This window comes from Streptomyces sp. NBC_01451, assembly GCF_036227485.1.
GTDB lineage: Bacteria > Actinomycetota > Actinomycetes > Streptomycetales > Streptomycetaceae > Streptomyces.
In genome coordinates, this window is the sequence record NZ_CP109479.1 from 1,168,900 (window position 1) to 1,195,547 (window position 26,648).

Annotated in this window: 22 protein-coding genes; 11 read left to right on the top strand and 11 right to left on the bottom strand. The window is 71.1% G+C overall.

What is annotated here, in order from left to right; genetic code table 11:
• Positions 1-4 precede the first annotated feature (4 nt).
• Positions 5-2,095, top strand: coding sequence for an MDR family MFS transporter (locus OG595_RS05075; protein ID WP_329268245.1), 2,091 nt, complete (start codon positions 5-7; stop codon positions 2,093-2,095).
• A gap of 103 nt (positions 2,096-2,198) precedes the next feature.
• Positions 2,199-2,732 carry a hypothetical protein gene (locus OG595_RS05080; RefSeq protein WP_329268247.1) on the top strand — a complete coding sequence of 178 codons (534 nt, stop codon included), beginning with the start codon at positions 2,199-2,201 and terminating at the stop codon, positions 2,730-2,732.
• Here the strand turns inward: OG595_RS05080 and OG595_RS05085 are convergent, their stop codons facing one another.
• Positions 2,733-3,530, bottom strand: coding sequence for a sulfite exporter TauE/SafE family protein (locus OG595_RS05085; RefSeq protein WP_329268249.1), 798 nt, complete (start codon positions 3,528-3,530; stop codon positions 2,733-2,735). It abuts the gene before it with no gap.
• A 158-nt stretch (positions 3,531-3,688) separates the two neighbouring features.
• On the opposite strand from OG595_RS05085, the gene OG595_RS05090 reads away from it, so the two are divergent.
• The 3 genes from OG595_RS05090 (at position 3,689) to OG595_RS05100 (ending at position 5,431) form a co-directional block, all read left to right on the top strand.
• Positions 3,689-4,537 carry an alpha/beta hydrolase gene (locus tag OG595_RS05090; protein ID WP_329268251.1) on the top strand — a complete coding sequence of 283 codons (849 nt, stop codon included), beginning with the start codon at positions 3,689-3,691 and terminating at the stop codon, positions 4,535-4,537.
• 133 nt (positions 4,538-4,670) lie between these two features.
• Complete coding sequence (locus OG595_RS05095; protein WP_443072961.1) at positions 4,671-4,952, top strand: WhiB family transcriptional regulator; 282 nt, start codon at positions 4,671-4,673, stop codon at positions 4,950-4,952.
• Positions 4,949-5,431, top strand: coding sequence for a Dps family protein (locus tag OG595_RS05100; protein WP_329268252.1), 483 nt, complete (start codon positions 4,949-4,951; stop codon positions 5,429-5,431). Before OG595_RS05095 ends, OG595_RS05100 begins: the two co-directional genes overlap by 4 nt.
• A gap of 63 nt (positions 5,432-5,494) precedes the next feature.
• On the opposite strand, the gene OG595_RS05105 is transcribed toward OG595_RS05100, so the two are convergent.
• The 8 genes from OG595_RS05105 to OG595_RS05140 form a co-directional block, all read right to left on the bottom strand.
• A complete protein-coding gene (locus OG595_RS05105; RefSeq protein ID WP_329268254.1) occupies positions 5,495-6,184 on the bottom strand; it encodes an SDR family NAD(P)-dependent oxidoreductase in 690 nt (229 codons plus the stop codon).
• Entirely contained in the window at positions 6,181-7,122 is a 942-nt protein-coding gene (locus OG595_RS05110) for a cupin domain-containing protein (protein ID WP_329268256.1), read from the bottom strand. The genes OG595_RS05105 and OG595_RS05110 overlap by 4 nt, the downstream gene beginning before the upstream one ends.
• The gene (locus OG595_RS05115) at positions 7,119-8,480 is read right to left on the bottom strand and encodes an amidohydrolase family protein (RefSeq protein WP_329268257.1); all 1,362 of its coding nucleotides are present in this window, start codon (positions 8,478-8,480) and stop codon (positions 7,119-7,121) included. Before OG595_RS05115 ends, OG595_RS05110 begins: the two co-directional genes overlap by 4 nt.
• A 41-nt stretch (positions 8,481-8,521) precedes the next feature.
• Positions 8,522-9,535: an alpha-ketoacid dehydrogenase subunit beta gene (locus OG595_RS05120; RefSeq protein ID WP_329268258.1), complete on the bottom strand. Its 1,014-nt coding sequence runs from the start codon at positions 9,533-9,535 to the stop codon at positions 8,522-8,524.
• Complete coding sequence (locus OG595_RS05125; RefSeq protein WP_329268259.1) at positions 9,523-10,512, bottom strand: thiamine pyrophosphate-dependent dehydrogenase E1 component subunit alpha; 990 nt, start codon at positions 10,510-10,512, stop codon at positions 9,523-9,525. The genes OG595_RS05120 and OG595_RS05125 overlap by 13 nt, the downstream gene beginning before the upstream one ends.
• On the bottom strand, positions 10,512-11,846 hold the full coding sequence (locus OG595_RS05130; RefSeq protein WP_329268261.1) for a M24 family metallopeptidase: 1,335 nt from the start codon (positions 11,844-11,846) through the stop codon (positions 10,512-10,514). Before OG595_RS05130 ends, OG595_RS05125 begins: the two co-directional genes overlap by 1 nt.
• 52 nt (positions 11,847-11,898) lie before the next feature.
• A complete protein-coding gene (locus OG595_RS05135) occupies positions 11,899-12,543 on the bottom strand; it encodes a helix-turn-helix domain-containing protein (RefSeq protein WP_329268263.1) in 645 nt (214 codons plus the stop codon).
• A 101-nt stretch (positions 12,544-12,644) separates the two neighbouring features.
• Positions 12,645-13,811, bottom strand: a complete 1,167-nt coding sequence (locus OG595_RS05140) for a sensor histidine kinase (protein WP_329268265.1) — start codon at positions 13,809-13,811, stop codon at positions 12,645-12,647.
• Positions 13,812-13,964: 153 nt separating this feature from the next.
• Between OG595_RS05140 and OG595_RS05145 the strand changes: the two genes are divergently transcribed.
• From OG595_RS05145 to OG595_RS05170, 6 genes are all read left to right on the top strand, one after another.
• Positions 13,965-14,333, top strand: coding sequence for a DUF4333 domain-containing protein (locus OG595_RS05145; protein ID WP_329268268.1), 369 nt, complete (start codon positions 13,965-13,967; stop codon positions 14,331-14,333).
• A gap of 35 nt (positions 14,334-14,368) precedes the next feature.
• A complete protein-coding gene (locus tag OG595_RS05150) occupies positions 14,369-15,055 on the top strand; it encodes an ABC transporter ATP-binding protein (protein WP_329268271.1) in 687 nt (228 codons plus the stop codon).
• A 125-nt stretch (positions 15,056-15,180) separates the two neighbouring features.
• Complete coding sequence (locus tag OG595_RS05155; RefSeq protein WP_329268274.1) at positions 15,181-17,190, top strand: FtsX-like permease family protein; 2,010 nt, start codon at positions 15,181-15,183, stop codon at positions 17,188-17,190.
• A 108-nt stretch (positions 17,191-17,298) separates the two neighbouring features.
• Positions 17,299-18,009, top strand: a complete 711-nt coding sequence (locus OG595_RS05160; protein ID WP_329268276.1) for a response regulator transcription factor — start codon at positions 17,299-17,301, stop codon at positions 18,007-18,009.
• Between the two features lie 91 nt (positions 18,010-18,100).
• Positions 18,101-18,628 (top strand): NUDIX hydrolase family protein, encoded by a 528-nt coding sequence (locus OG595_RS05165; RefSeq protein WP_329282650.1) that lies wholly within the window; start codon positions 18,101-18,103, stop codon positions 18,626-18,628.
• Positions 18,629-19,265: 637 nt separating this feature from the next.
• Positions 19,266-21,068, top strand: coding sequence for an ABC transporter ATP-binding protein (locus tag OG595_RS05170; protein ID WP_329268279.1), 1,803 nt, complete (start codon positions 19,266-19,268; stop codon positions 21,066-21,068).
• 84 nt (positions 21,069-21,152) lie between these two features.
• Here OG595_RS05170 and OG595_RS05175 read toward each other — a convergent pair whose 3' ends face one another.
• Positions 21,153-24,527 carry a pyruvate carboxylase gene (locus OG595_RS05175; protein WP_329282654.1) on the bottom strand — a complete coding sequence of 1,125 codons (3,375 nt, stop codon included), beginning with the start codon at positions 24,525-24,527 and terminating at the stop codon, positions 21,153-21,155.
• A 99-nt stretch (positions 24,528-24,626) separates the two neighbouring features.
• The gene (locus OG595_RS05180; protein ID WP_329268280.1) at positions 24,627-26,441 is read right to left on the bottom strand and encodes an ABC transporter ATP-binding protein; all 1,815 of its coding nucleotides are present in this window, start codon (positions 26,439-26,441) and stop codon (positions 24,627-24,629) included.
• Positions 26,442-26,648 lie beyond the last annotated feature (207 nt).

The following is a 26,648-nucleotide window of genomic DNA, read 5'->3' on the forward strand; positions in this document are numbered from 1 at the left end:
CCTCGTGACAGTCGCCGAGGACACCGCACCGCCCGCCGCCGCGCAGCCACCCGTGCTGGACTCCCGCCGCCGCAACGTCGTCTTCGTCACGATCATGCTCGGTATGCTCCTGGCCGCACTGGACCAGACGATCGTCGGCACGGCCCTGCCGACGATCGTGTCGGACCTGGGCGGTGCCGAGCACATGTCGTGGGTGGTGACGTCGTATCTGCTGGCGGAGACCGTGGCCACGGTGCTGGTCGGCAAGTTCGGCGACCTGTTCGGCCGCAAGGTGGTCTTCCAGGTCTCGGCGATCGTCTTCATCACCGGTTCGTTCCTGTGCGGGCTCGCCACGAACATGACGCTGCTGATCGTCTGGCGGGCCATGCAGGGCGTCGGCGCGGGCGGGCTGATGGTCACGGCGATGGCCCTGATCGCCGACGTCATCCCGCTGCGGGAACGCGGCAAGTACCAGGGCGCGATCGGTGCCGTGTTCGGTGTGGCCACGGTCATCGGGCCGCTCCTGGGCGGTCTGTTCACCGACCATCTGACCTGGCGCTGGGCGTTCTACGTCAACGTCCCGATCGCGATCGTCGTCGTGGTCGCGGCGGCCCGCACCATTCCGGTGGTGAAGTCGGCGGTACGCCCGGTCATCGACTATCTGGGCATCGCGTTCGTCGCGATCGGTGCCAGCGCGCTGATCCTGGCGACGAGTTGGGGCGGCAACCAGTACGCGTGGGGTTCCGGCGTCATCATCGCGCTGTTCGTCGGCGGCGCGGTCTCGCTCGGTCTGTTCTGCTGGGCGGAGTCCCGCGCGGCCGAACCGATGCTGCCCATGCGGCTGTTCGGCAACCCCGTCTTCACGGTGTGCTCGATCCTCAGCTTCATCGTCGGCTTCGCGATGCTCGGCGCGATGACCTATCTGCCGACCTTCCTCCAGTACGTCGACGGCGACTCGGCGACGGTCTCCGGCGTACGCACCCTTCCCATGGTGCTGGGCCTGCTGATCGCGTCCGTCTTCAGCGGCAACGTGGTCAGCAAGACCGGCCAGTACCGCTTCTTCCCGGTCATCGGCTCGGCGGTGATGGGCCTGGGCCTGTATCTGCTCTCCCTCATGGACGCGTCGACCAGCACCTGGCTGGCCTCGCTCTACATGTTCGTCCTCGGCACCGGTATCGGCCTGGGCATGCAGGTGCTGACGATCGCCGTCCAGAACACCGTCGAGTACGCCGACCTCGGCACCGCGACCTCCGGCGTCACCTTCTTCCGTACGCTGGGCAGTTCTTTCGGCACCGCGGTCTTCGGCACGCTCTACACCAACTCACTGACACCGAACCTCTCCGAGGGCATCGCCGAGGCCGCGCGCACGGGTGCGGCGGACCAGGCCGCCATCACCGGCGCGGCGACCAGCCCGGCGGGCCTGCACGACCTCCCCGCCCGGGCGGCCGAGCCGATCATCGGCGCGTACGCGGAGACCATCCAGTCCGTCTTCCTGTGGACCGTGCCGGTCGCGCTCCTCGGCTTCGTCGTCGCCCTGTTCCTCAAACAGGTCCAGTTGCGCGACAGCGCGCGGATGGCCTCGACGGACATGGGCGACGGTTTCGCGACGCCGAGCAACCCGGACTCGCGACGCCTGCTGGAGGCGTCCGTGGGCAAGATCATCGGCAGTACGGATCTGGACACCGCGCGCCGGATCGTCAGCGACTCCGACACCCGGCTCGACATCGCGGGCGCCTGGGCCGTGATGCAGGTCGAGCTGTTCACCCGCATGGTCGGCCACGCCGGCCTCGGCCTGATCGCCGCCCGCCGCCACATGCCGCCCGAGGTGCTCGTCCCGGTCTTCGACCGCATGGTCGAGGAGGGCTACCTGACCCGCACCGGCTCCTTCTTCTCCCACACCGAGGCGGGCACCCGCGAGGCCGAGGTGATCGGCAACGCCTGGGGCTCCTGGCTGGCGGGCCGGGTGGAACAGGACCTCGGCCGCCCGTCGGGCGACGACCTGCGCGCCGCGGTGGACACCATCGCCAAACGTCTCCTGGTGGAGGACCTCAGCAGCAGCCTGCCGAACCGTCCCGCGGCACTGTCGGGAGCGGGCGGGAGTACGTCCGGGTCGTAGCCGACGCCACGGGAAGCCCTGTCCGGGTGCCTCGCCGCACGGAGCAGTCCCCGCGAGCGGGAAACCGGGTGCCCCGTCACCGGACCACGGCCATACTCCTGTCATGTCCCCGGCCCCGGTGCGCTTCCGCGACCCCCGCAGCACGACGTACGACTTCATCGGCTCGGTCCTCGTTCGCTGTCCGCGCTGTGAGCGTCCCGCACATGTCCGACGGGCTGCTCACGAGGAACCGGACCAGGCGATCCGCTCGGCGCCGTTCGCACCGCGGCGCCTCGTGTGCGGCGCCTGCGGTCTGTCCCGCAGCTGGTCCGGCAGGTCGGCCAGGTCGGTCATGTTCTCGGCCGGCACCGCCGCCCCGGCAGGCGACCCGTACTTCCGCATCCCCGTGTGGCTGCGGACGGAGACCCGTCACGGTTGGCTGTGGGCGTACAACCTCGAACACCTGGCCTGCATCAGGCGGTTCGTCGCGGCATCCCTGCGCGAGCGGGCGCCCTGGTACGACACCGGTCAGAGGATGACCCTCGTCGCCCGGCTGCCGGTATGGATCAAGAGCGCCAAGAACCGGGACGAGGTGCTGCGCGCCATCGGCCGGATGCAGGCCACACTCGGCCCGGGCCGGCCCCCGGACGGCCGCTGATCAGCGCAGCAGCAACTGCGCTCCGCCCACCACCGTGGCCGCGATCACCAACTGCTCGAACAGCCGCTGGTTGATTCGGCTCACCGCCCATTTGCCGAGAAACGCACCGGGGACGACGAACAGCACGAGCGCCGCGTCGAGCAGCAGCGAGTGGCCGTCGATCAGGCCGAGGCCGGCGCTGAAGGGGACCTTCGAGACGTTGACGATCAGGAAGAAGAACGCCGACGTGCCCAGAAAACCCAGCTTCCGGAAACCGGCGGAGAGGAGATACATCGACATGACCGGGCCGCCCGCGTTGGCGACCATCGTCGTGAAACCGCCGAGGACACCGTAGGAGCGGGCCTTGAGGCGCCCGGCGGGTGTGCTCACCGCGGCCGGTTCGTCGTCCTCCGACACCGACTCCGACGCCTCGGCCTCCGCGCGCCGTCGGCGCCACACCGTCACCCCGGCCATGAACAGCAGGATCGCCCCGATCGACGTCCGTACGACCTCGTCGTCCGCCCACAGCAGGAACACCGTGCCGACGACCACACCCACCGCGACCGCCGGGAACAGCCGCCACAGGGTCGGCCAGTGGGCGTGTCGGCGGTAGGTCAGGACGGCGAGTACGTCCCCCGCGATCAGGATGGGCAGCAGCACACCGGTGGACTCGCGGGCGGGCAGGACGGCCGCGAAGATCGCCAGGCTGACCGTGTTGGCCCCGCTGACGGCGGTCTTGGAGAAGCCGACCAGCACCGCCGCGGCGGCCAGCGCGGCGAATTCCCAGTGCGTCATGTGCCAGAGCGTCATCGTGTTCATGCGGACACCGATGCTAAGCCCACCTAACTGCTGTCGTAAGCACCGTCTCGCCAGGTGACCCCTGCACCACCCCGACGCGTCACCGTGGACCGGCCGCCCGGCCCCTGGGAAGATCCACGCACACCACGCACACCTTCAACGACGCAGCCGGAGATGCCATGGCCGAGTCCCGCGAGTACGTCCTCACCGGCAGCAGGGGCACGATCGCCGTCCGCGAGTGGTCTCGCCCCACCCCCGACGGTTCCGAACGCCCGCTCGCCCCGCCCCGCTACCTGGCCCTTCTCTCGCACGGGTACGGGGAACACGTGGGCCGCTACGAGGAACTCGCCGGTCTCCTCGTGGCCCACGGCGCGACCGTCCTCGGCCCCGATCACCAGGGGCACGGCCGGTCGGCGGGCGAACGGGCGCTGATCGTGGATTTCGAGGACGTCGTCACGGACCTGCACACCGTCGCCGACCATGCCCGGGCGGCACACCCGGATGTGCCGGTCGTCCTGATCGGCCACTCCGCCGGCGGTCTGGTCGCGGCCCGCTTCGCACAGCGGTACGGCGCCGAGCTCGGCGCGCTCGTCCTGTCCGCGCCGGTGCTCGGCAGCTGGGATCTCCCGGGGCGGCTGCTCGCTCTCGACGAGATCCCCGATCGTCCCATCAGCCCGGCCGCGCTGTCCCGCGATCCCGCGGTCGGGGCGGCGTACACGGCGGACCCGCTGGTCTGGCACGGCCCGATGAAGCGACCCACGCTGGAGGCGTTCGTACGGACGCTGGAGACCGTGGCGAAGAGCGGTGATGTCGGACCGCTGCCGTTGCTGTGGCTGCACGGCGACGACGACCGGCTCGTCCCGCTCGCCGGGAGCCGCGTCGGCGTCGAGGAACTGCGCGGCAGCGACTGGACCGAGCGGATCTTCCCAGGCGCCCGGCACGAGGTCTTCCTGGAGACGGACAGGGCGGCGGCCTTCGCCGAGCTGACCGCCTTCGTGGACCGGGTGCTCACGCCCCGAACCGTATGACCATCCTCCCCTCCGCCGGTTCCCTTCCCCTCCGCCTGTTCGCCTCTCCTCCGGCCGCTCGATCGCTGTCCGTCGCGTCCGCCGGCCGGTTCCGTCACGTTTCCGTCCCTCCGACCTGGGCACCCGCGTTTCCATGGAGTGGTTGCGGCGGGCAGCCCGCACGGGAGAGGACCCCGAACTGTTCTTCCCCGTGGGCACACAAGGACCGGCGGTGCGGGACATCGCCGTCGCACGGCGTGTGCGCGCCCACTGCCCGGTGACCCCGCGGTGCCCGGACCGGGCGCTGCGCAGTGGTCGGTCCGGGCACCGCGGGGCGGCATCCGCGAAGAGGAACGCGCCGCACTGCTCCGTACCGCGAGAGAACGGGTCCGGTAGCGAGAATCCGGGCCGCGAAACGAGGAGGAGCAACCCATGACCGTTGTGAAGAGCAGCCTGCCCGAGCCGGAGCGCCGGATCACCGGCGAAGCCCTGCAGGCGACCCTGGTGGACCTGCTGGCACTGTCGCTGATCGGGAAGCAGGCCCACTGGAACATCGTGGGGCCCCGGTTCCGTTCGATCCATCTGCACCTCGACGAGGTGGTGACGGCGGCCCGCGCGTTCTCCGACACGGTCGCGGAGCGCGCGGCGGCGCTCGGCGTTTCGCCGGACGGCCGCCCGGAGACGGTCGCCTCCGCCTCCGTGTTCCAGGCCCCGAAGGACGGCTGGATCCAGGACACGGAGGTCGTCCAGCTCCTCGTCGAGGCACTGGCCACGGCGATCGAGCGTCTGCGCGAGCGCATCGGCGCGACGGAGGAAGCCGATCCGGTGACCCAGGATCTGCTGATCGGCATCACGGCCGAACTCGAGAAGCAGCGCTGGATGTTCGAGGCGGAGAACGCGACCCGGGGCGCCTGACCCGATTCCCCTGGCTGTTCCCCTGCCTCCCTCTCCCTGCGCCTGCCTCCCTTCCCCCCCTCCTCACCCCAGCAGCCACCCGCCGTCCACGCTCAGGTCGATCGCGTTGACGGAGCGGTTGCTCAGCAGGAAGTCCACGGCGTCCACCACGTCGGCCATCGTGGCTAGCCGACCGGCGGGTGTACGGGCCCGGAGCCCGGCCAGTACCTCCGCCGGTCTGTCGCGCCAGTACGGGCTGTCGCCCACGACTCCCGGGTGCACGGCGTTGACCCGGATCGGCGCCAGCTCGACGGCGAGGGTACGGACGAGGCCGGTCACGCCGGCGTTGACGGTCGCCACCGTCGTCGCGCCCGGATAGGGCCGTTCCTTGGCCTGGCCGCCGAACAGCACAATGGCACTGGCGTCGTGGAGTCGCGGGCGCAGGGTGTGCACGACCTCGGTGTAGCCGACGAGCTTGAGGGTGACGAGGTGGAGGGCCGTGTCGATGTCGTACTCGGTGACCCGGTTCTCGTCGCGCGAGACGCCCGCGAGGACGAGATGGTCGACCCTCTCCACGTCGGCGAGCGCAGTGGCGATGTCATGGGGCCGCGCGAGGTCGAGGGCCAGGCCCCGGGCACCGATCTCCTTGGCCACCGCGTCGGCCCTCCACGCCTCGCGGCCGGTGAGCACGACGTCGTCGCCACGTTCGGCGCGGGTGCGGGCGAACTCGCGGCCGATTCCGGACGTACCGCCGACAACGACCACCCTGCTCATGCCCGGTCCTCCCCGGCCTTCGCGTCCTTGACGTCCTTGGTGTCCTTCGTATTGCCCAGTACGTCCCCGAGGTGATCCCAGTCCCGGGTGAACCGGTAGGAGTGGCGGGACGGTGGCTGCGGAGCCTGTGTCTCCAGCCAACGCACGGGGCCGTCACCGGCGTTGGTGAAGCCGTGCACGCAACCGGCGCCCGCCCAGGCGGCGTCGCCGGGGCCGAGCCGGTGGCGTTCGCCGTCGAAGGTGGCGTCGACCAGCCCTTCGAGGATCAGGTAGGTCTCCTCGAAGGGGTGATCGTGTGTTCCGGCCACACCGTCGGGCGCGTACCGCACCATGAACATCGTCGAGGCGACGGCACCCAGGTCGCTGTCGACCATCATCTTCACGGTGATCCCGCTGTAGACGAGCAGCGCGGTTCGCATGCTCGCGGACACGGCCAGGAGGTCCTGGGACTGCTTGCCGGCGTCCATCTGGGCGGCCTCGAAGTGGCCGAACGACCGGGTGCGCGGGTCGCGTACGTCGATCCGGACGGGCTCGCGCTCCGGCAGCGCGGGCACGGACCAGGTGTCGTACCCGTAGCGGGCGCGCGGCACGGGCGCGAGCATGTCGGCCCAACGGGCACCCGCCCCGGCGGAGTCGAGGGCGCCCGCGCCGCGCCAGGCGTGCGGCACGCCGGTCGGGAGGAGGCCGTAGTCGCCCTCTTCCAGGAGGTACGAGCCCTCGGGCACGTCGAGGATCACGCTGCCGTCGAGCACATGGAAGCTCTCCTCGTACGAGTGCACATGGGCGCCCACGGCCCCGTCCGGCCGCAACTCGCAGACCCCGAAGCCGGTGTGTACGCTCCCGTCCTCCTCTCCGATCACCGGGCGGCGCCGGAACCCGCCGCTGCCGTAAGGGAGTTGCGGCGCGTCCGTCGCGCGCCGCACCACGAAGTCCGTCATCCCTCGCGCCTCGCCGCCTGCTCCGCCTTCGCCGCCAGCAGCCGGTCACGGGACTCCTCGACGAGCCGCCGGGCCCGCCCGGTGTCGGCGACCAGCTTCCCGTCGCGCTTGACCACGGTGCCGTCGACGACGACCGTCTCGACGTTGGAGACGTCCGCCGACAGGGTCACCGCGGCGGCGGCGTCGTGCACCGGCGCCATGTTGAGCGCCGTGGCGTCGAGTGCGACGACGTCGGCGCGTTTGCCGGGGGTGAGGGAGCCGGTGAGGTGTTCGAGGCCCGCGACATGGGCGCCGTTGACCGTCGCCAGCTCCAGCATCCGACGAGCCGTCAACATCGTTGCGGGGACCGGGACATCGGCCTCCCAGCAGGCCGCGTTCACGCGGGCCCGCTCGGCTCCGAAGGCCGCGCGGATCTGGGTGAACATGTCGCCGGGAACGGTGGTGACGACGTCGATGCTGAGCGAGGGCCGCAGTCCGTGCTCGATCGCCTTCATCACGGGCGGCCAGCCGTGCCCCATCTGGGTCTCGACCTGCGGTGCGATCGACACCGTACCGCCGCTGTCGGCGACCATCCGCCATTCCTCCTCGCTGAGGTGACAGCAGTGGATGTAGGTGGTGTCGGAGCCCAGCAGGCCCAGTTCGTGGAGCTGTTTCACCATGCCGAAGCGGCCCGCGAGCCGGCCCATGGCGACATGCACGGTGATCGGGATGTCCAGTTCGCGGGCGAGGTTCCACTCGGCGGTGACGACGTCGTTGGTGCAGAAGCCGGGGCCGCGGGTGGCCAGCGCCATCGTCAGCAGACCGCTGTCGGAGGCGAAGTACTTGGAGCGGATGCGCCGTACGTCGTCGCCCGGTATCGCGATCTTGCTGTCGAACCAGTAGTCGGAGAGGGAGGTGTTGGCGCTGCCGTAGGCGTACTGGGCGCGGATCCCGCTCTCCGCCAGGGCCCGTACGGCGGCGTCCGGGTGCTCGGGGGTGTTGTTGATGTGGGACCAGTCGACGAGGGTGGTGATGCCGGCGTTGAGGCATTCCAGCGCGCCCGCGAGATTGCCCGCGTACACGTCCTCGGGGGTGTAGACGGGGGCGAAGGTGTCGAGGACGCCCACGAAGTAGTCGTCGAGCGTGGCGTCGGGGGCGCAGCCGCGGATGGGCGCCTCCCAGGTGTGGCGGTGGGTGTCGACGAAGCCGGGGATCACTATGCGGCCCGCCATGTCGAGTACTTCGGCGTCCGCGCCGATCTCGCGCTCGACCGCCGTGATTCTCCCGTCCTCGATCAGGACGTCGCCCCGGGGCAGTTCCCCGATGTCGGGGTCCATGGAGATCACATGGCCGGAGCGCAGAAGCAGTCGATCGGTCATCGCCCTTCCTCCCAGGGAAAGTCGGTACCTGATACGGAAATTCAGTAGGCCGCGAGGTCACGCACGGCCGTCACGACCTTGTCCACGGTGGGGATGACCCGCTCCTCCAGCGCGTCGGCGAACGGCAGGGGCACGCACTCCCCCGCCACCCGCCGCACCGGCGCGTCGAGCAGTCCGAACCCCTCGTCAGCGACGACGGACACGAGCGTCGCGCCCCATCCGCCCTGGTACGGGTTCTCCTCGACGATGGTAAGCCGCGAGGTCTTCTCCAGCGAGGCGAGAACGGTGCCGACGTCCAGCGGTACCAGGCAGCGCAGGTCGACGACCTCCGCGTCGATGCCCTCCCTGGCCAGCCGTTCGGCGGCGGTGAGCGCGAGCGGGACCATCGAGGCGAGGGCCACGAGCGTGATGTCGGCGCCCTCGCGGACGACGGCCGCCTGCCCCAGCTCCACCACATGATCCGGCGGCGCGGGCGGACCCTTGCTCGCGAACAGCCCCTTGTGCTCGAAGAAGACCACCGGGTCGTCGCTGCGGATCGCGGCGGCCATCATGCCGATGACGTCGGCGGGTGTCGACGGTGCCGCGATCTTCAGCCCGGGCACGGTGAACGCCCAGTTCTCGGTGGCCTGCGAGTGCTGCGCCCCGAAGCCGAGCCCGCCGCCGTTCGCGGTGCGGACGACCAGCGGCACGGTGACCTGGCCACCCGTCATGTAGCGCACTTTCGGTATCTCGTTGGCGAGGTAGTCCCAGCAACAGGCCAGGAAGTCGGAGAACATGATCTCGGCGACCGGCCGCATCCCGGTCATGGCGGCGCCCATCGCGGCGCCCACGATGGCCTGTTCGGAGATGGGCGTGTCCCACACCCGCCCGGGCCCGAACTCCTTGAACAGCCCGGCGGTCGTCTTGAACACCCCGCCGGCCTCCCCGATGTCCTCCCCCAGGCACACGACCGCCGGATCGCGCCGCATCTCCCGCGCGATGCCCTCGGCGACGGCCTCGCGATAGGTGATCCGCCGTTGCTCAGAAGCCTCCTGAGGCACCATCAGGTCCGCCATGCCGCACCTCCGTCCGCCCACACTTCGGTCAGCGCCTCGGCCGGATCGGGCGCGGGAGCCGCCTTCGCGGCCTCGACTGCCGCCCGTACCACCTCAGTTGCCCGTTCGTCGGCCGCGGTGACCGCCTCCGCCGGCACGCCCAGTACGTGGAGCCGGCCTCGCGCGAGGTCCAACGGGTCGTGCTTGAGCCAGCGCTCGACCTCCTCGGCGGGCCGGTAGGTGGCCGGGTCGGCGCGGCTGTGCCCGTAGTGCCGGTAGGTCTCGGCCTCCAGGACGGCGGGACCGTCCCCGGCCCGGGCCCGCCGTGCGAGCCGCTGCACGGCCTCCTGAACCAGCACCACGTCGTTGCCGTCGACGACCTCGCCCGGAATGCCGTACGCCGGGGCCCGGTCGGCGGCCGGCCGGGGCACCGCGGTGACGTCCGCGATCGCCGTGTACTCCATGTAGAGGTTGTTCTCGCAGACGAACAGCACGGGCAGTCTCCATACGGCGGCCAGGTTGAGCGCCTCGTGGAAGGCGCCGATGTTGGTCGCGCCGTCACCGAAGAAGGCCACCGCGAGCTGGTCGGTGCCTCGCAGCCGGGCGGACCAGGCGGCACCGACGGCCATGGGGAGGTGGGCGCCGACGATGGCGTACGAGCCGAGCATGCCGGCGGACGCCTTGGTGAGGTGCATGGAGCCGCCCTTGGCCTTGCAGAGCCCGGTGGCGCGGCTCATCAGCTCGGCGAGGCACTCCTCGGGGGTGGCGCCGCGCGCGAGGGCGTGGTGATGGCCCCGGTAGGTGGCGAAGACGTAGTCGTCGTCGCGCAGCGCGGCACTCGCGCCGACGGCGATCGCCTCGTGACCGGCGGCGAGGTGGGTGGTGCCCTTGACCAGCCCGGACAGGAACAGGTCGTGCGCGGCCTTCTCCGTACGACGGATGACTGCCATCTGCCCGTACAGGGTGAGGAGTTCCTCACCGGTGACCGTGGTGGCCATCAACCGCTCCCGTTCCTCGGGGTGTTGAGGTGGGACTGGGCCTCGCGCCGGGTGTCGAGCTCGCCGCCGACCGTCCAGTACTTGCGGCCCGCCACCAGGAGTTCCTCGGCCGGGAACTTGGTGATGACCTCGCAGCCGTCGGCGGTGACGACGATCTCTTCCTCGATGCGTGCCGCCGTCCAGCCGTCGGCGGCCGGCCAGTAGGTCTCCAGGGCGAACACCATGCCCTCTTCGAGGACTTCGGGATGGTCGAGCGAGACGAGGCGGCTGAAGATGGGCTTCTCCCAGATCGACAGACCGACCCCGTGGCCGTACTGGAGCGCGAAAGCGGCCGTCTCGTCCGGGAAGCCGAACTCCGCGGCGCGCGGCCACACCTGGACGATGTCGGCGGTGGTCGCGCCCGGCCGGACCAGGGCGATGGCCTCGTCCATGTACTCCCGGCAGCGGACGTACGCGTCGCGCTGGGCACCGGAGGCGCTGCCGACGGCGAAGGTGCGGTAGTAGCAGGTGCGGTAGCCGAGGTGGCTGTGCAGGATGTCGAAGAAGGCGGGGTCGCCCGGGCGGATCAGGCGGTCGCTGAAGACATGCGGATGGGGTGAACAGCGTTCCCCGGAGATGGCGTTGACGCCTTCGACGTACTCGCTGCCGAGGTCGTAAAGGACCTTGCTGACGAGTCCGACGCACTCGTTCTCGCGGACGCCCGGGCGAAGGTACCCGTACAGCTCCTCGTAGGCCGCGTCGACCATCGCGCAGGCCTGGGTGAGGAGAGAGATCTCGTCCGCGGTCTTGGTGCGGCGGGCCTGGAGGAAGACCTGCTGGCCGTCGACGACGTCGATGCCCTCGGCGCGCAGGGCCATCAGGACCGGCATCTCGGCCAGGTCGACGCCGAGCGGTTCGTCCGCCAGGCCGTGGGCGCGCAGCTCGGTGGCGATCTTGCGGGCCACGTCCTCGGCGATGCCCGCGTCCGGGTGGAAGGCGCCACGCAGGGTGGAGATCCCGGCGCGGGCGCCGGTGGGCGGGCCGTCCTTGCCGTCGCTGTAGTCGAGCCAGGGGTTGTAGAGCTGGTGGTGCCGGGCGGCGGAGCCGAAGTCCCACAGGACCGGTTCGCCGCCGCGCACCAGCAGCGCGAAGCGGATCAGTTTGTCCATGGCCCAGGTGCCGATGTGGGTGGACGTCATGTAGCGGATGTTCGCGAAGTCGAAGCTGAGCACGGCGCCCAGCTCGGACCGGTTGAGGGCCTGGTGGAGCCTGGCCAGCCGCTCCCTGCGCAGCCGTTCCAGGTCGACGCGCTGTTCCCAGTCGACGGCATTGGGTCCGAATGTGCGGATCGCCATGGCGACCACCCCCACTTTGGAGTGAACGACTCGGCGGCGCGAGTGTCAACCTCTACTGAACACTCTGGCCGGCCACGAACCACACCCCGACCGCCGGTTCCGCGCTGTCGTTGCGGTACCGGTGCGGGGTCGTCGACTCGAAGCACACCGCGTCCCCGGGGCGCAGTACGTGCTCGTCGAAACCGAGGGTGAGGACCAGTTCACCGGCGGTCAGATAACCGTGTTCGGTGCCGGCGTGCCGCATCAGCCCACCGCCGCTCGACGACGAACCGCCGGGCCGGTAGGTCACCAGCAGGAAGTCGACATCGGTACCCGGGACATGCCCGAGCCGCTCCCACACCACCCCCGAGTCCAGCTCGATCGTCTCCCGCTCACCCGTCCCCACCAGCGGCCCGATCCGTCGGCCGGGGTCTGCGGCGAACGCGGCGAGGGCGTGCACCACCGTGGATCCGGCGACCACCGGGGATTCCCTCACGGTGTCCGCCGACGCGTCGAAGAGCGACTCGACGGAGATACCGAGGGCCGTGGTGATCGCGTACAGCGTGCTGACGGACGGCTGGCTCTTGCCGGTCTCGATCTGGGAGACGAGGCTCGCGGAGACCCCGATCTCGCGTGCGAGGGCACGCAGGCCCATCCCCCGTTCGAGGCGCGCCTGCCGGATCCGCGCCCCGACGGGCGGCACGGCGGCGGATGGCACGGGCGGCTCCTCTCGCTCCCGGTCCACACCGGTTCGCTCCGATGATGTGCAGTGCCATTGAACAGCAGATGCCGGTCGTGCCACCAGAGAACTCCGGCGCGTCACGCCTTCCCCGCGGGGAAGAGCGCCCGTACCTCCCATCCCTCCGTCCGACCGGCCCGTGGTCCCGCGCGCAGGGCCCCGCCCAGGGCGCTGACGCGTTCCGTGAGGCCGACCAGGCCGAAGCCGCCACCGTGTGCGGCGGCCGGGAGCTGGGTGCCGCCCCGGCCGTCGTCGGTCACACCGACCTCCAGCCGGCGTCCGTCGTAGCGGAGCCGGACGGTGATCTCGGTGGCGTCGGCAGCGTGCCGTCGTACGTTCGTCAGCGCCTCCTGCACCACCCGGAACGCGGCGGCCTGCACCTCGTGCGGGAGGTCGTCAGGCACCGTGGGGTCACGGTCGAGGCGGACGCGCTGGACCGGGCTCGCGAAGCCGTCCGCCAGTTCCACGATGCCGGCGAGGTCACCGACCGGCCGGCGGTCGGCGGCGTCCGGCCCGGTGTCCCTCAGCACGCCGACGGTACGGCGCATCGACGCCAGGGCTTCCGTGGCCGCGCGTTCTATGCCCGCGAGGACCGTGTCCAGGTCCTCCGGCCGGGTGGTGGCCATCATCCGGGCCATCTGGGTCTGGACGAGGATGCCGGTGACATGGTGGGCGACGAAGTCGTGCAGGTCGGCGGCGATCGCCACCCGTTCCGACCGCCGGGTCTCGACGACCGCCACGGCCCGCCGGTAGTCCTGCGAGCGCAGGAACGCGGCCATACCGCCGACGACGCCGATCAGGACGAGCGCCACCATCATGAAGCCCAGCAGGCTGGACTCGTCGTCCTGGTAGAAACGCACCGGTGTGCCGAGCAGCGCGGCGCCGGTCAGGATCCCGCAGACGACGGCCCAGGGCTGGGGGCACTGCCGTACCGCGACGAACAGCAGACCCAGCAGGACCGCTGTCTCGCCCGGGCCGAACAGTGCCTCCTGGCCCAGCAGCAGCGAACCCCCCGTGAACAACAGCGAGGCGGCGGCCGGTGCGCCCGTGCGCAGCTGCGGGGTGAGCCACTGTGGCCGCCGCCGGGCCGGCCACAGCAGCGCGGCGTACCCGAGGACCAGGACAGCCGCGTAGGGCCAGATCGTGTAGCCGCCCTCGCTCGCGTTGAGCAGGTCGGGGATCCCCGCCATGACGAGCAGCGCGACGACGAAGGCCCTGGCGCAGTTGCGGGGCGAGTCCGATGTCATGCGGATCACCGTATGCGCGGACGGCGACGGCGGTATCGGCCGAATGGCCGAGGAGCGGTCCGCGAAGGATGGCCGGACGACCGAGGCGCGCGCCCGTGCCCGCGGGACAGAGTGGAGCCACTGCCCACACCGCCCCACCTTCAGGAGTACGAGATGCAGCGCAAGGCCCTCATCAGCGTGATCGGCGGTGCGACGGCCGCGGTCGCCCTGGCCGGTGTCGGAACCCATCTGCTCGCGGGCACCGAGTCGACGACCTCCTTGGACAAGTACACGGCAGTGACCGTGGACGGTCACCGGGCCCTGGCGGCGAACATCGTCGCGGGCCGCGCCCAGAGCAAGTTCCACCCACTGCCCTGGGTGGGCACGAAGGTCTCCCGGGTGTCCTGCCCGACAGGTCTGAAAGCCGTGGCCGGCGCGAGCATCACGTGCACGGGCCACACCGGCAAGGGCAAGGACATCGACATACCGGTGACGGTGGTCACGGCGACGAAGAACTCCGTGACCTGGAAGTTCGAGCGCTGAGCAGCGGCGAGGAGAGCAAGGGGAACGAGAAGATCATGAGCACCGTCCTGGCCGGTCTCGGCCTCATCAAGAAGTACGGCTCCACCACCGCGCTGCACGGCGTGGACGTGAAGGTCGGCGTCCGCGAGTCACTGGCGATCATGGGTCCGTCGGGTTCCGGGAAATCGACCCTCCTGCACACCCTGGCCGGAGTCGTGCGCCCGGACGGCGGCGAGGTCCTGCTGCACCGCGAACGCATCGACAACCTGGGCGAGAACCGGCTGAGCGAACTGCGGCGCAAGCGGTTCGGATTCGTGTTCCAGTTCGGCCAGTTGCTGCCCGAACTGCCCGCCGAGGAGAACATCGCCCTGCCCCTGATGCTGGACGGCATACCCCGGGGCCGAGCCGTCTCCCTCGCCCGCCGCTGGTTCGCCCCGCTCGGCCTGGACGGTCTGGAGACCCGCCGCCCCGGCCAGTTGTCCGGCGGTCAGGCCCAACGCGTCGCGATAGCCCGCGCGCTGGTCGTCCAGCCCGACGTGGTCTTCGCAGACGAGCCGACGGGCGCGCTGGACCAGGTGACCAGCGAGGAGGTCATCCTGCTGCTGACCACGGTCACCCGCGACCAGGGCGCCTCCCTGGTGATGGTCACGCACGACCCGGACGTCGCCGCCCACTGCGACCGCGTCCTCCAGGTCCGCGACGGGCGGATCACGGGCCACCACCAGTACACCGTCGCGCCCTGAGCCACCGGCCCTGCCGCTCCCGTCCCCTTCCCCTCCGCCCCTGCTTCACCCTGCCGCGCCTCCTGCCATGCCCGCTGCCACGAGCACCGGCCCCCACCGCGCCCTTCCGATCACCCGGAGCACTCATGTCCTCGCCCGTCCCGCAGTTGACGTGGTTCCTCGCACGCCGCTCCGGCCGCCGCGGCCTGCACAGCCAGTTGCTGGCGGCCGGTGCCGCGGCCGTCGGCTCGCTGATCCTGCTGGTGCTGACGGCCGCCTACTTCGGCAGCGGTGCCCGCGCCCACGACACGGCGTGGCGCACCCCGGCCCCCGACCGGCACGGCACCGCCGTGCAGACGCTCGGGACGACGTATTTCGGCGACCGCCCGGTGACCGTCGTGTCGCTGGCCCAGCTGCCCGGCCGCAAGGCGACTCCGGCGCCCCCGGGGCTGGCCTCGTTCCCGGAGCCGGGGCAGGTGTACGTCTCGCCCGCCCTGGCCGACCTGCTGCACCGGACGCCGGCGAACCAACTCGCCGACCGCTTCCCGAAGGTGTCCTCGTACGGCACCATCGGCGGCGCCGGTCTCGCGGCGCCCGAGGAACTGGTGGCCGTCGTGGGCAGGGCGGCGTCCGACCCGGCGGTCTCCGCCGCGGCCGAACCACTCGGTCTCTTCGGCCAGTTCGGCGGTCAGACCGCACGCGCGGTGGTCTCCGGCTTCGACGGAACCCACGTCAGTGTGTTCACGTCGGCGGACAAACCCGCGGTGTCGATCGGTGTGGCGATAGTCGCCGTCCCCGTGGTCGTGCTCGCCGCGGCGGCCGGACGGCTCGGTGCGGCCCGGCGTGAGCAACGGCTCGCCGCGCTGCGGCTGGCGGGGGCGACACCGCGCCAGATCCTCGCGATGACCGGCCTGGAGTCGGCGGTCGTCGGCGCGGCCGGGGCCCTGGCGGGCGCGCTGGCGTACTGCCTGCTGCTGCCCGCGCTCGCGGAGATCCCGTTCGGCATCGGCACCTGGTACACCGGCCGGCTGTGGGTGGGCCTGCCCCGGCTGCTGGCGGTCGTCGCGTTCGTGGCCGGTCTCATCGCGGTGAGTGCCATGACGACATTGCGCCAGGTGGCGATCTCTCCGCTGGGCGTGGCCCAGCAGGCGAACCCGCGCCGTACACGCCTCGTCCGCCTGGTCCTCTTCGCCGCGGTCCTGCTCTACATCTACGTGACGGCCTCGTCGGGCGACGCCGGCGCCGGCCGGCAACTGGCCATGCTGCTCATGTTCTACGGCGCCTTCTGGCTGTTCGGCCCGTGGGTCGTGGACCGGCTCGGCCGGATCACGGCCCGCTTCGCCCGTCGTCCGGCGACCCTGCTGGCCGCGCGCCGGCTCAGCGACGACCCGCGCGGCTCCTGGCGCACCGTCAGCGGGCTGGTCCTCGCCGGGTTCGTCGCCGGGTTCTTCACCGTGGGCAACGTGGGCATCGACGACTACCGCTTCCCCGGCCAGGTCGCCGTCCCCACCACGAGCACCGCCACGGCCCGCACCGCCATGGCCGAGGCTCGCACGCTGCTCCACGCGGCCGGGGTGAGGGCGACCGTCACCACGACCGACGGCGCCGACGACGGAATACTGTTCGGCACGCCAGGAGTGGTCGTCCACGTCTCCGGCAGCGCCGCACAGCTCGACACGGCGGTCACCGCGCTGTCGGGCCTGGTGCCCGGCAAACTCCCCTACACCCAGGCCTATGCCACCGCCGAGAACGATGCCTTCACCGGTCGGCTCGGCGAGCTCGGCACCGCCGCCCTGGCGGTCAGCTTCCTCGTCGCGACCGCCTCCGCCGGGCTGACCGCTGCCGCCAACGTGCTCGACCGGCGACGCGTCTACGCCCTGCTGCGGCTGGCCGGGACCCCCTTGAAGCTCCTCGACCGGGCCAGGTTCCGTGAGACGGTCCTGCCGCTCGTCGTCCTCGCCGGCGGCACCACCGCCGCCGGAATATACGCCGCCTTCCAGGTCAACAAGTTGTTCGGCAGCACGATCAGCACCTCCGGCGCGGTGACCCTGGCGGTGTGCGTGACCGTCGGCGCGCTGGCCATGTTCGCGGCGATCGGAGCGAGCAGACCCCTGCTGCGGGCGGTCACGGAGGATGCCGCGCAGACGGCCGACTGAGGACGAAGTACGACGTCAGGGCCGACGACAGGAAGCCGTTCCCCGCCTCTGCGTCCGGGCCTCTCCCTCCGCTCCGCCACCCTCCCACCCCTGAGGCATGATCGAGCCATGACCCCCGCCCCGCCCAGCCCTCCGATCCGCGTCCTCATCGCGGACGACCAGGACATGGTCCGTACCGGCTTCCGCTTCTTCCTGGACGCCCAGCCCGACATCACCGTGGTCGCCGAGGCCGCCGACGGGGAGGAGGCGGTGGCACTGGCCCGCCGGGAGCGTCCGGACGTGTGCCTGCTGGACATCCGGATGCCCAAGCTCGACGGACTGGAGGCGACCCGGCTGCTGGCCGGCCCCGGTGTCACCGACCCGATGCGGGTCGTCGTGGTCACCACCTTCGACCTCGACGAATACGTGTACGGAGCACTGCGCGGCGGCGCCTGCGGGTTCCTGCTCAAGGACTCGGGGCCCGCCCTCCTCGCGGAGGCGGTGCGGGCCGCGGCGGCCGGTGACTCCCTGGTGTCGCCGTCGATCACGGTCCGTCTGCTTCAGCACATCACCGGCCCGCAGGCCACCGCGTCCCGCCCGGCGGCCCCGCCCCCGGTCTCCGCGGCGACGCTCAGGGAACCGCTCACCGACCGGGAACTCGACGTGGTCAGGCTGGCCGCCCTGGGCCACACCAACGCCGAGATCGCCTCCGCGTTGTTCGTCTCCCTCTCCACGGTCAAGACGCACCTGTCGAGCGTGCAGGCGAAGCTGGCCGCGCGGAACCGGGTGGAGATCGCGGCCTGGGCATGGCAGAACGGGCACGCGCGCCCGGAGGCGTGAGAGCGGCGGGTCACCCGGATGTGGCGCGTTCGACGTGGAGCGGCTATGCAGAAACAGGACGAGTTGAAAGTACGATCAGCCAATGTCTGACATGATCGAAACCACGCCCGGCTGGCTGGCACCCGACGAGCTCGAACAGTCTCGCGCACGGATGCCGATCCTGTACGTCGAAGCCGTACCGGTGCGCGTCGACGACAACGGCGAAGTCACCAAGATCGGCCTGCTCCTGCGCATCAGCTCGGACGGCACGGTCAGCCGCGCCCTGGTGTCGGGCCGCGTCCTGCACCACGAGCGCGTGCGCGACGCCCTCCTGCGCAACCTGGAGAAGGACCTCGGCCCGGTGGCGCTGCCCCGGGTCCCGGCCTCTCCACAGCCCTTCACCGTCGCGGAGTACTTCCCGACGCTGGGGGTCACCCCGTTCCACGACCCGCGCCAGCACGCGGTGTCCCTCGCCTACATCGTCCCGGTGGCCGGCGACTGCCGCCCCCGCCAGGACGCCCTGGACCTGGTCTGGTTCAGTCCGGAGGAGGCGTCCTCCCCCGTGGTCCAGAACGAGATGCCGGGCGGCCAGGGAATGCTCCTCAAGCAGGCCCTGGCCCATGTCGGCCGCCTGTCCTGAACAGGGCCGACAATCAAAACCCAGGAATTACAAAGGTTTCCACAGCATTTCCATGGCAATTGAATTCTGAGATTTCGACTAACACCGCGCGGGGCCGTGTTAAGTTTCCTTTCATAGGGCGGCGGGGCGGCCCGGGGCGAGAGCCCCGATCCCCCTGTTTGTCCTCGCGGAATTCCTCCCGTGCAGTACTGGAAACTCAGAAGGAGTCAGTATGAGCTTCAGGGTTGTTGCCCCGCTTACCCCTCGCCGGAACGCGAACACGGACCCCAACGCCAATCGGTTCCCGCAGCCCCCGCAGGACGCCCAGCAGGCGCGCCGTCGGCGCCCGCGCCCCGGCGAGCCCGTGCCGCCCCGGGCCGGCAACTGACGTAAGAGCCCTGCTCATCGGGAGGGCCGGTGGTGTTCCACCGGCCCTCCCGGCGTTTCCGCTCCGCAGCACTGCGTGCGTCACAGGAGAATCATGCGTGCGACCGAGGGTTATTCAGGAACCGATCATCCCCGAAGTGTTCCACCGGGTATTGAAATGTCCGTGTACGGGTTTCCGATCAATTCGGAAAGGGGTGAACCGGCCGAGAAATACGGGACTTGCACCACCCCTGCCGTCCCCGCCCGCACCGCATTCCGGCGTTTCTGGCCCATGACGAAGGGCCTGCGGCGCTGGCTCGTGACCGTGTGGCTGTGCACGGTTCTCGGCGCGATCGCCGAGACCTCCGCCATCCTGCTCTTCGGCGACCTCACCGACAACGCGCTGCAGAACGGCTCGCTGGACGCCTTCTGGACACCCGCCGTCCAGTGGCTCGGCATCGCCGTGGTGGGAGCGGCCATCGGGTACGCGGGCGGTTCCCTGTCCGTATGGGTGTCGGAGCGGTTCGTGATGCGGCTGCGCGAGCAGGTCTTCGACCATGTGCAGAAACTGCCCCCGCACTTCTTCCAGCGCCACCGTCAGGGCGATCTGCTCTCGCGGCTGACCGGTGACATCGAGGCCATCGAGCAGATGGCCGTCTCCGGCCTCATCGGGACCGCGTCCGCGCTGTTCAGCGCCGTCTTCTACGCGGCGGCCGCGTTCTGGCTGCAGTGGGACCTCGCAGCGGTGACCTTCGCCCTCGCCCCGCTGTTCTGGCTGGCCGCCCGGAGGTTCTCCGCCGGCGTCAGGTCCGTCGCCAGGGACGGCCGCGTGGCCGACGGCGCGGTCACCTCCGTGGTGGAGGAGTCCCTCGGCAATCTCGTCCTCACCCAGGCGTACGGCCGCGAGGACGCCGAGCGGCGCCGGCTGAAGGAGGAGGCCACGGCGTGGTTCCGGGCGTCGGTGCGCTCGGCGCGTCTCAACCAGGCGTACGGACAACTGGTCCAGGTCATCGAGACGGTCTGTGTGCTGGCCGTGATCGGCATCGGCGTCTGGGAGATCTCCGAAGGACAGATGACGCTCGGCCGGCTGCTCGCGTTCGCCGCGCTCCTCAGCTACCTCTACCCGCCCATCCGCGGCCTCGCCCAGCTGGGCCTTCTCGTCACCGCCGCCACGGCCGGCGCGGAACGGCTCATCGAGGTGTTGGACGCCCGGCCTGCCGTCTCCGACCCGGCCGGCCCCGCACGCACCGGGACCGGCCGGCCCGACGGCAGCGTCGAGGTGCGCGATGTCTCCTTCCGCTATCCGGGCGCCGACAGCACAGCGCTCGACGCGCTGTCGTTCACCGTCCGCCCCGGCGAACTGGTGATCGTCACCGGACCGAGCGGCGCCGGCAAGTCCACCCTCTCCAAGCTCCTGCTGCGCTTCTACGACCCCGACTCCGGCGCCGTCCTGCTGGACGGCACCCCGCTGACGGACTTCCCGCTGGACCGCCTGCGCGAGTACGTCGCCCTGCTGCCGCAGGAGACCCTGGTCCTGCGCGACACGGTCCGCGCCAACATCGCCTGCGGCCGGCCCGGTGCCAGCGACCACGCCATCGAGGAGGCGGCCCGCACAGCCGACGCGCACGAGTTCATCACCGCGCTCCCCGACGGGTACGACACCCGGGTCGACCCCAACTCGGCGCGGCTGTCCGGCGGCCAGTTGCAGCGCCTCGCCATCGCCCGGGCCGTACTGCGCGACGCGCCGGTCCTCGTCCTCGACGAGCCCACCACCGGCCTCGACGCGATCGCCTCCCGCCGCATCGTCGAACCGCTGCGGCGCCTGATGACCGGCCGCACCACGATCGTGATCACGCACGACCTGGACCTGGCTCCCGACGCCGACCGCATCCTCGTCATCGACCGGGGCCGCGTCGTCGAGACCGGCCGCCACGCCGAACTCCTCGCCCTGGGCGGCACCTACGCCCGCCTCCACAGCTCCCGGAGGGAGGCCTCAGCCGGTCCGGCCGAGGCGTTCCCGCCCTCGCCCGCGCATCTCCCGTACGCCGTGGCCGGTGGCCCCGAGGGCTACTACTACGGCGGACAGGCGTCCTGAGCCACGGCCGGGGGCGGCTCGGTTGCCCGGCGGCCCGGCTCCCGAGAGGTTGCGCTGTCGCCCGGGAGCGGGGCCGCCCCGGATTCAGGCGATCTCGACGAGCAGGTCACCGCCCTCCACCTGCTGGATCCTGGTGATGGCCAGCCTCGTGACCTTCCCGGCCTTCGAGGCCGTGACCGCGGCTTCCATCTTCATCGCCTCGATGGTGGCCACCGTGGCACCGGCCGCCACCTCGTCCCCCTCGGCGACGGCGAGGGTCACCACTCCGGCGAACGGCGCGGCGACATGCCCGGGGTTGGCCCGGTCCGCCTTCTCCGTGGCCGGGATGTCCGAGGACACGGCGCTGTCGCGGATCTGGATCGGCCGCAGTTGGCCGTTCAGCGTGGACATCACGGTGCGCATACCGCGCTCGTCGGCCTCGCCCACCGCCTCCAGCTCGATGAGCAGCCGTACGCCCGGTTCGAGGTCGACGGCGTACTCCGTCCCGCGACGCAGCCCGTAGAAGAAGTCCTTGCTGGCCAGCACGCTGGTGTCGCCGTAGGTCTGACGGTGCGTCTCGTACTCGCGCGTCGGCCCGGGGAACAGCAGCCGGTTGAGCGTCGCCCGCCGGTCCTTGGCCAGCCCCGTGCGGTCGTCCGCGGTCAGTTCCGCCAATGGCCTGGGGGCGGCGCGGCCCTCCAGCGCCTTGGTGCGGAACGGCTCCGGCCAGCCGCCGGGCGGGTTGCCCAGCTCGCCGCGCAGGAAACCGATGACGGAGTCGGGGATGTCGAACCTGTTCGGTGTCGCCTCGAAGTCGTCCGGCGAGACGCCGGAACCGACGAGGTGGAGTGCGAGGTCCCCGACCACCTTCGACGAAGGGGTCACCTTGACGAGCCGGCCGAGGATCCGGTCGGCGGCGGCGTACATCGCCTCGATCGCCTCGAAGCGGTCGCCGAGACCCAGCGCGACCGCCTGGGTGCGCAGGTTGGACAGCTGCCCGCCGGGGATCTCGTGGTGGTAGACACGCCCGGTCGGCGAGGCGAGGCCCGCCTCGAACGGTGCGTAGATCTTCCGGACGCTCTCCCAGTACGGCTCCAGGTCGCCCACGGCCTTCAGGCTCAGCCCGGTGGGCCGCTCGGAGTAGTCGGTCGCGGCGACGATGCCCGACAGCGACGGCTGCGAGGTGGTGCCCGCCATCGACGCCACCGCGCCGTCGACCGCGTCCGCGCCGGCCTGGATCGCCGCGAGGTAGGTGGCGAGCTGGCCGCCCGCCGTGTCGTGGGTGTGGAGGTGCACCGGCAGGTCGAACTCGCGGCGCAGCGCCGACACGAGGGTCGCGGCGGCCGGGGCCCTGAGCAGGCCCGCCATGTCCTTGACGGCCAGGATGTGGGCGCCCGCGTCGACGATCTGCTCGGCCAGCCGGAGGTAGTAGTCCAGGGTGTAGAGGCGCTCGGACGGGTCGGACAGGTCGGAGGTGTAGCAGAGGGCGACCTCGGCGATCGCCGTGCCCGTCTCGCGTACGGCGTCGATGGCGGGCCGCATCTGCCCGACGTCGTTGAGCGCGTCGAAGATCCGGAAGATGTCGATGCCGGTGGCCGCGGCCTCCTGCACGAAGGCGTCGGTCACCTCGGTCGGGTACGGCGTGTAGCCCACGGTGTTGCGCCCGCGCAGCAGCATCTGGAGGCAGATGTTCGGGACGGCCTCGCGCAGGGCGGCCAGGCGGTCCCACGGGTCCTCGGCGAGGAACCGGAGCGCGACATCGTAGGTGGCGCCGCCCCAGCACTCCAGGGAGAGCAGCTCGGGCAGGGTCCGCGCCACCACCGGGGCGATGGCGAGCATGTCCTTGGTACGGACCCGGGTGGCCAGCAGGGACTGGTGGGCGTCGCGGAACGTGGTGTCGGTGACGCCGATGGTCGGCGACTCGCGCAGCCACCGGGCGAAGCCCTCCGGACCGAGTTCGACGAGCCGCTGCCGGGAGCCCGCGGGCGGTTCCCCGTTCGGCAGGGGCGGAATCTTGCCGACCGGGTCGATCAGCTCGGGCCGTTCGCCGTGCGGCTTGTTCACGGTGACGTCGGCGAGGTAGGTGAGCAGCTTCGTACCGCGGTCGGCGGAGTGACGTGCCGTGAGCAGCTGCGGCCGTCGCTCGATGAACGACGTCGTGACCCGGCCGGCCCGGAAGTCCGCGTCGTCGAGCACGGCCTGCAGGAACGGGATGTTCGTGGCCACGCCGCGGATCCGGAACTCGGCGACGGCACGCCGGGCCCTGCTGATCGCGGTCCCGAAGTCCCGGCCCCGGCAGGTGAGTTTGACCAGCATCGAGTCGAAGTGCGCGCTGATCTCCGTACCGGCGTGGGTGGTGCCGCCGTCCAGCCGGATGCCGGAGCCGCCGGGCGAGCGGTAGGCGCTGATCCGGCCGGTGTCCGGGCGGAAGCCGTTGGCGGGGTCCTCGGTGGTGATGCGGCACTGGAGCGCGGCACCGTGCAGGGTGACGGTCTCCTGGGAGAGCCCCAGGTCGGCCAGTGTCTCGCCGGAGGCGATGCGCAGCTGTGACTGCACGAGGTCGACGTCGGTGACCTCCTCGGTCACCGTGTGCTCGACCTGGATGCGCGGGTTCATCTCGATGAACACGTGGTTGCCGTCGCGGTCGAGCAGGAACTCCACGGTGCCCGCGTTGCGGTAGCCGATCTCCTGGGCGAACCGCACGGCGTCGGCGCAGATCCGGTCGCGGAGCGCCGGGTCGAGGTTGGGCGCGGGGGCCAGCTCGATCACCTTCTGGTGGCGCCGCTGCACCGAACAGTCGCGCTCGAAGAGGTGGATGACGTTGCCCTGGCCGTCGGCGAGGATCTGCACCTCGATGTGGCGTGGCTCGACGACCGCCTTCTCCAGGAAGACCGTGGAGTCGCCGAACGCGGAGGCCGCCTCGCGCGCCGCGGCCTCGATGGACTCGCGCAGCTGGGCGGGTTCCTCGACGCGCCGCATACCGCGTCCGCCACCGCCGGCGACGGCCTTGACGAACACCGGGAAGCCGATGTCCTCGGCGGCGCGGACGAGTTCGTCCACGTCGGCGGAGGGTGCCGAGGAGGCCAGTACCGGTACTCCGGCCGCGCGGGCGGCGGCCACCGCGCTCGCCTTGTTGCCGGTCAGCTCCAGCGTGTCGGCGCTGGGCCCGACGAAGGTGATGCCGGCCTCCTCGCAGGCACGCGCCAGATCGGGGTTCTCGGACAGGAACCCGTAGCCGGGGTACACGGCGTCCGCGCCCGCCTGTCGCGCCGCGCGGACGATCTCCTCCACGGAGAGGTACGCCCGGACCGGGTGTCCCGGCCGGCCGATCTCGTAGGCCTCGTCGGCCTTCAACCGATGCAGTGAATTGCGGTCCTCGTGCGGGAACACGGCCACGGTCCTCGCGCCCAGCTCATAGCTGGCGCGGAACGCGCGAATCGCGATCTCACCTCGGTTGGCGACCAGCACCTTGCGGAACATCGTGGATCCCTTCAGCCTGCCGGTGACGCGCCCCATGTTGTCGGCCAGGCCCGGCTCGCGCCATGTGAGCCGGGCCACTCACCCCTGCCGGGGCCTCGTTCAGTGGAGATCGGCCCCGGCAGGGGTGTCGTCCAGGAAGCCGCCCGACTGGTGCTGCCAGAGCTTCGCATAGGCACCCTCCGTGGCGAGCAGCTCCTGGTGCGTGCCCTGCTCGACGATCCGGCCTCGGTCGAGGACGACGAGCCGGTCCATGGTGGCGACCGTGCTCAGCCGGTGGGCCACCACGAGCGCCGTCCGTCCCTCCATGAGCCGCCACAGGGCCTCCTGGACGAGGATCTCGCTCTCGGAGTCCAGAGCGCTGGTGGCCTCGTCGAGCAGCAGGATCGGCGCGTCGCGCAGGATCGCCCGGGCCAGCGCGACCCGCTGGCGCTGTCCGCCGGACAGCTTGACCCCGCGTTCGCCCACCATGGTGTCGAAGCCGTCCGGCAGCGCGTCGGCGAACTCCGTGACGTGCGCCGCCTCGGCCGCGCGACGGATCTCGGCCTCGGTGGCGTCCGGGCGGGCGAACGCGATGTTGTCCCGCAGGGTGCGGTGGAACATCGCCGGGTCCTGCGGCACGTAGGCGATCAGGCCGCGCAGGTCCGTCTGGCGCAGCCGGCTGATGTCCTGGCCCCCGATCATGATCCGGCCGGAGTCGATGTCCGTCATCCGCAGCAGCAGGCGGCTGAGCGTGGTCTTGCCCCCGCCGGAACGGCCGACGAGGCCGATCTTCGCCCCGCTGGGCACCGCGAGGTCGAGTCCCTCGAAGAGCGGCTCGGCGCCTGCGTGGGCGAAGGTCACGTTCTCGAAGCGGACGTCGGCGGCCCGGGACCGCAGGGCCTCCGGAGTGGCCGGGTCGAGCACGGTCGGCGACGTCAGCAGCAGTTCGGTGAACTGCGCGGCCTCCGTCATCGAGCTCTCCAACCGACGGTAGATCTGGTTGAACTCGAACATGATCCGCGTGGCGTTCGAGTAGTACGTGAAGGCGACCACGACCGTCTCCACGCCGTGTCCGTCCCCGGCGAGCGTGACCGCGAGCAGCAGCCCCAGGGCGTTGGTCAGCACGGACAGCGGCGCGACCAACGTGTCGATGCGCAGGTTGCCGTAGTCCCACGACCTCAGCATGAGCCGCCTCGACGCCGCGACCCGGGACCGGTGCTCGGCGGCCTCACGCTCCTCGGCGGCGAACGCCCGGACCGTGTCCATGTTCATCAGACTGTCGGCGACATGGCCCGACACCCGGGCGATCGCCTCCTCCCGCTTGTCGACGAGTGCCTGGCGGCGACGGATGAGGGGCACCACGCACAGCGCCGTCAGGGCGATCATCGCCACCAGGCCGACCACGAGCAGCGGCTCGTAGCGCCACAGCACCACCGACCCGAACACGAGTGGCACCAGACTGCCCACGACCTGGAAGGTCAGTGTGTCGACGAACTCCTCGAACCGGGAGGCGAAGCTGAGCACGCGCTTGGTCAGCGACCCGGCGAAGTTGTCGTGGAAGAACGCGGCGTCCTTGGCGAACAGCTCGTCCATGCCGATCACGTACAGATGCTCGATACCACGGGCGTCGACACGGTTCAGACAGTGCAGGCCCACGCGCCACAGCACCTCCGAGAGGAGCATGACGCCGGCGAAGGCAAGGACGTAGGGCATCGCCGAGCCGACGGTGATGCCGTCGCCGTCGGCGATCCGGCCGACGAGTTTCGCGACGACCAGCGGCGCGATGTAGGCGAGACCGATGTTGCCGAGCGCCGGCAGCAGCATCGCGGGGAGCGTCAGCCGCCTGAGGCGAGCCAACTCCCGTACGTAATATCGGAGCGCGAGGAGCACCGGCCCTTTGCCCGGTGGGACCTCGCGAGATTCAGGCGATCCCATTCCCACCCTGTGTCGTCGTAGGGCGGCCCGCCGCACGCTGTCGCCGGGGTCGTCCCGGCAGACGGGCACGACGACGGAGCCCCCGCGAGGTTCGCGGCGGCGCCGAAGTGCGAGTACGGGCAGGCCAGAAGTCCCAGTGTCCCGCGCCGCCGCCCGCGTGGTCCAAGCGTTTTCTCGGCCAACGGCACACCGAACACGGGTGCGAAC

Bases quoted from the DNA above. Each gene is read 5' to 3' on its own strand.
- OG595_RS05180 (WP_329268280.1), bottom strand. From the start codon at position 26,441: ATGGGATCGCCTGAATCTCGCGAGGTCCCACCGGGCAAAGGGCCGGTG.
- OG595_RS05170 (WP_329268279.1), top strand. From the start codon at position 19,266: ATGACGAAGGGCCTGCGGCGCTGGCTCGTGACCGTGTGGCTGTGCACG.
- OG595_RS05155 (WP_329268274.1), top strand. From the start codon at position 15,181: ATGTCCTCGCCCGTCCCGCAGTTGACGTGGTTCCTCGCACGCCGCTCC.
- OG595_RS05175 (WP_329282654.1), bottom strand. From the start codon at position 24,527: ATGTTCCGCAAGGTGCTGGTCGCCAACCGAGGTGAGATCGCGATTCGC.
- OG595_RS05110 (WP_329268256.1), bottom strand. From the start codon at position 7,122: ATGACGGACTTCGTGGTGCGGCGCGCGACGGACGCGCCGCAACTCCCT.
- OG595_RS05130 (WP_329268261.1), bottom strand. From the start codon at position 11,846: ATGGCGATCCGCACATTCGGACCCAATGCCGTCGACTGGGAACAGCGC.
- OG595_RS05125 (WP_329268259.1), bottom strand. From the start codon at position 10,512: ATGGCCACCACGGTCACCGGTGAGGAACTCCTCACCCTGTACGGGCAG.
- OG595_RS05145 (WP_329268268.1), top strand. From the start codon at position 13,965: ATGCAGCGCAAGGCCCTCATCAGCGTGATCGGCGGTGCGACGGCCGCG.
- OG595_RS05165 (WP_329282650.1), top strand. From the start codon at position 18,101: ATGATCGAAACCACGCCCGGCTGGCTGGCACCCGACGAGCTCGAACAG.
- OG595_RS05160 (WP_329268276.1), top strand. From the start codon at position 17,299: ATGACCCCCGCCCCGCCCAGCCCTCCGATCCGCGTCCTCATCGCGGAC.
- OG595_RS05150 (WP_329268271.1), top strand. From the start codon at position 14,369: ATGAGCACCGTCCTGGCCGGTCTCGGCCTCATCAAGAAGTACGGCTCC.
- OG595_RS05120 (WP_329268258.1), bottom strand. From the start codon at position 9,535: ATGGCGGACCTGATGGTGCCTCAGGAGGCTTCTGAGCAACGGCGGATC.
- OG595_RS05080 (WP_329268247.1), top strand. From the start codon at position 2,199: ATGTCCCCGGCCCCGGTGCGCTTCCGCGACCCCCGCAGCACGACGTAC.
- OG595_RS05140 (WP_329268265.1), bottom strand. From the start codon at position 13,811: ATGACATCGGACTCGCCCCGCAACTGCGCCAGGGCCTTCGTCGTCGCG.
- OG595_RS05105 (WP_329268254.1), bottom strand. From the start codon at position 6,184: ATGAGCAGGGTGGTCGTTGTCGGCGGTACGTCCGGAATCGGCCGCGAG.
- OG595_RS05115 (WP_329268257.1), bottom strand. From the start codon at position 8,480: ATGACCGATCGACTGCTTCTGCGCTCCGGCCATGTGATCTCCATGGAC.
- OG595_RS05100 (WP_329268252.1), top strand. From the start codon at position 4,949: ATGACCGTTGTGAAGAGCAGCCTGCCCGAGCCGGAGCGCCGGATCACC.
- OG595_RS05095 (WP_443072961.1), top strand. From the start codon at position 4,671: ATGGAGTGGTTGCGGCGGGCAGCCCGCACGGGAGAGGACCCCGAACTG.
- OG595_RS05085 (WP_329268249.1), bottom strand. From the start codon at position 3,530: ATGAACACGATGACGCTCTGGCACATGACGCACTGGGAATTCGCCGCG.
- OG595_RS05090 (WP_329268251.1), top strand. From the start codon at position 3,689: ATGGCCGAGTCCCGCGAGTACGTCCTCACCGGCAGCAGGGGCACGATC.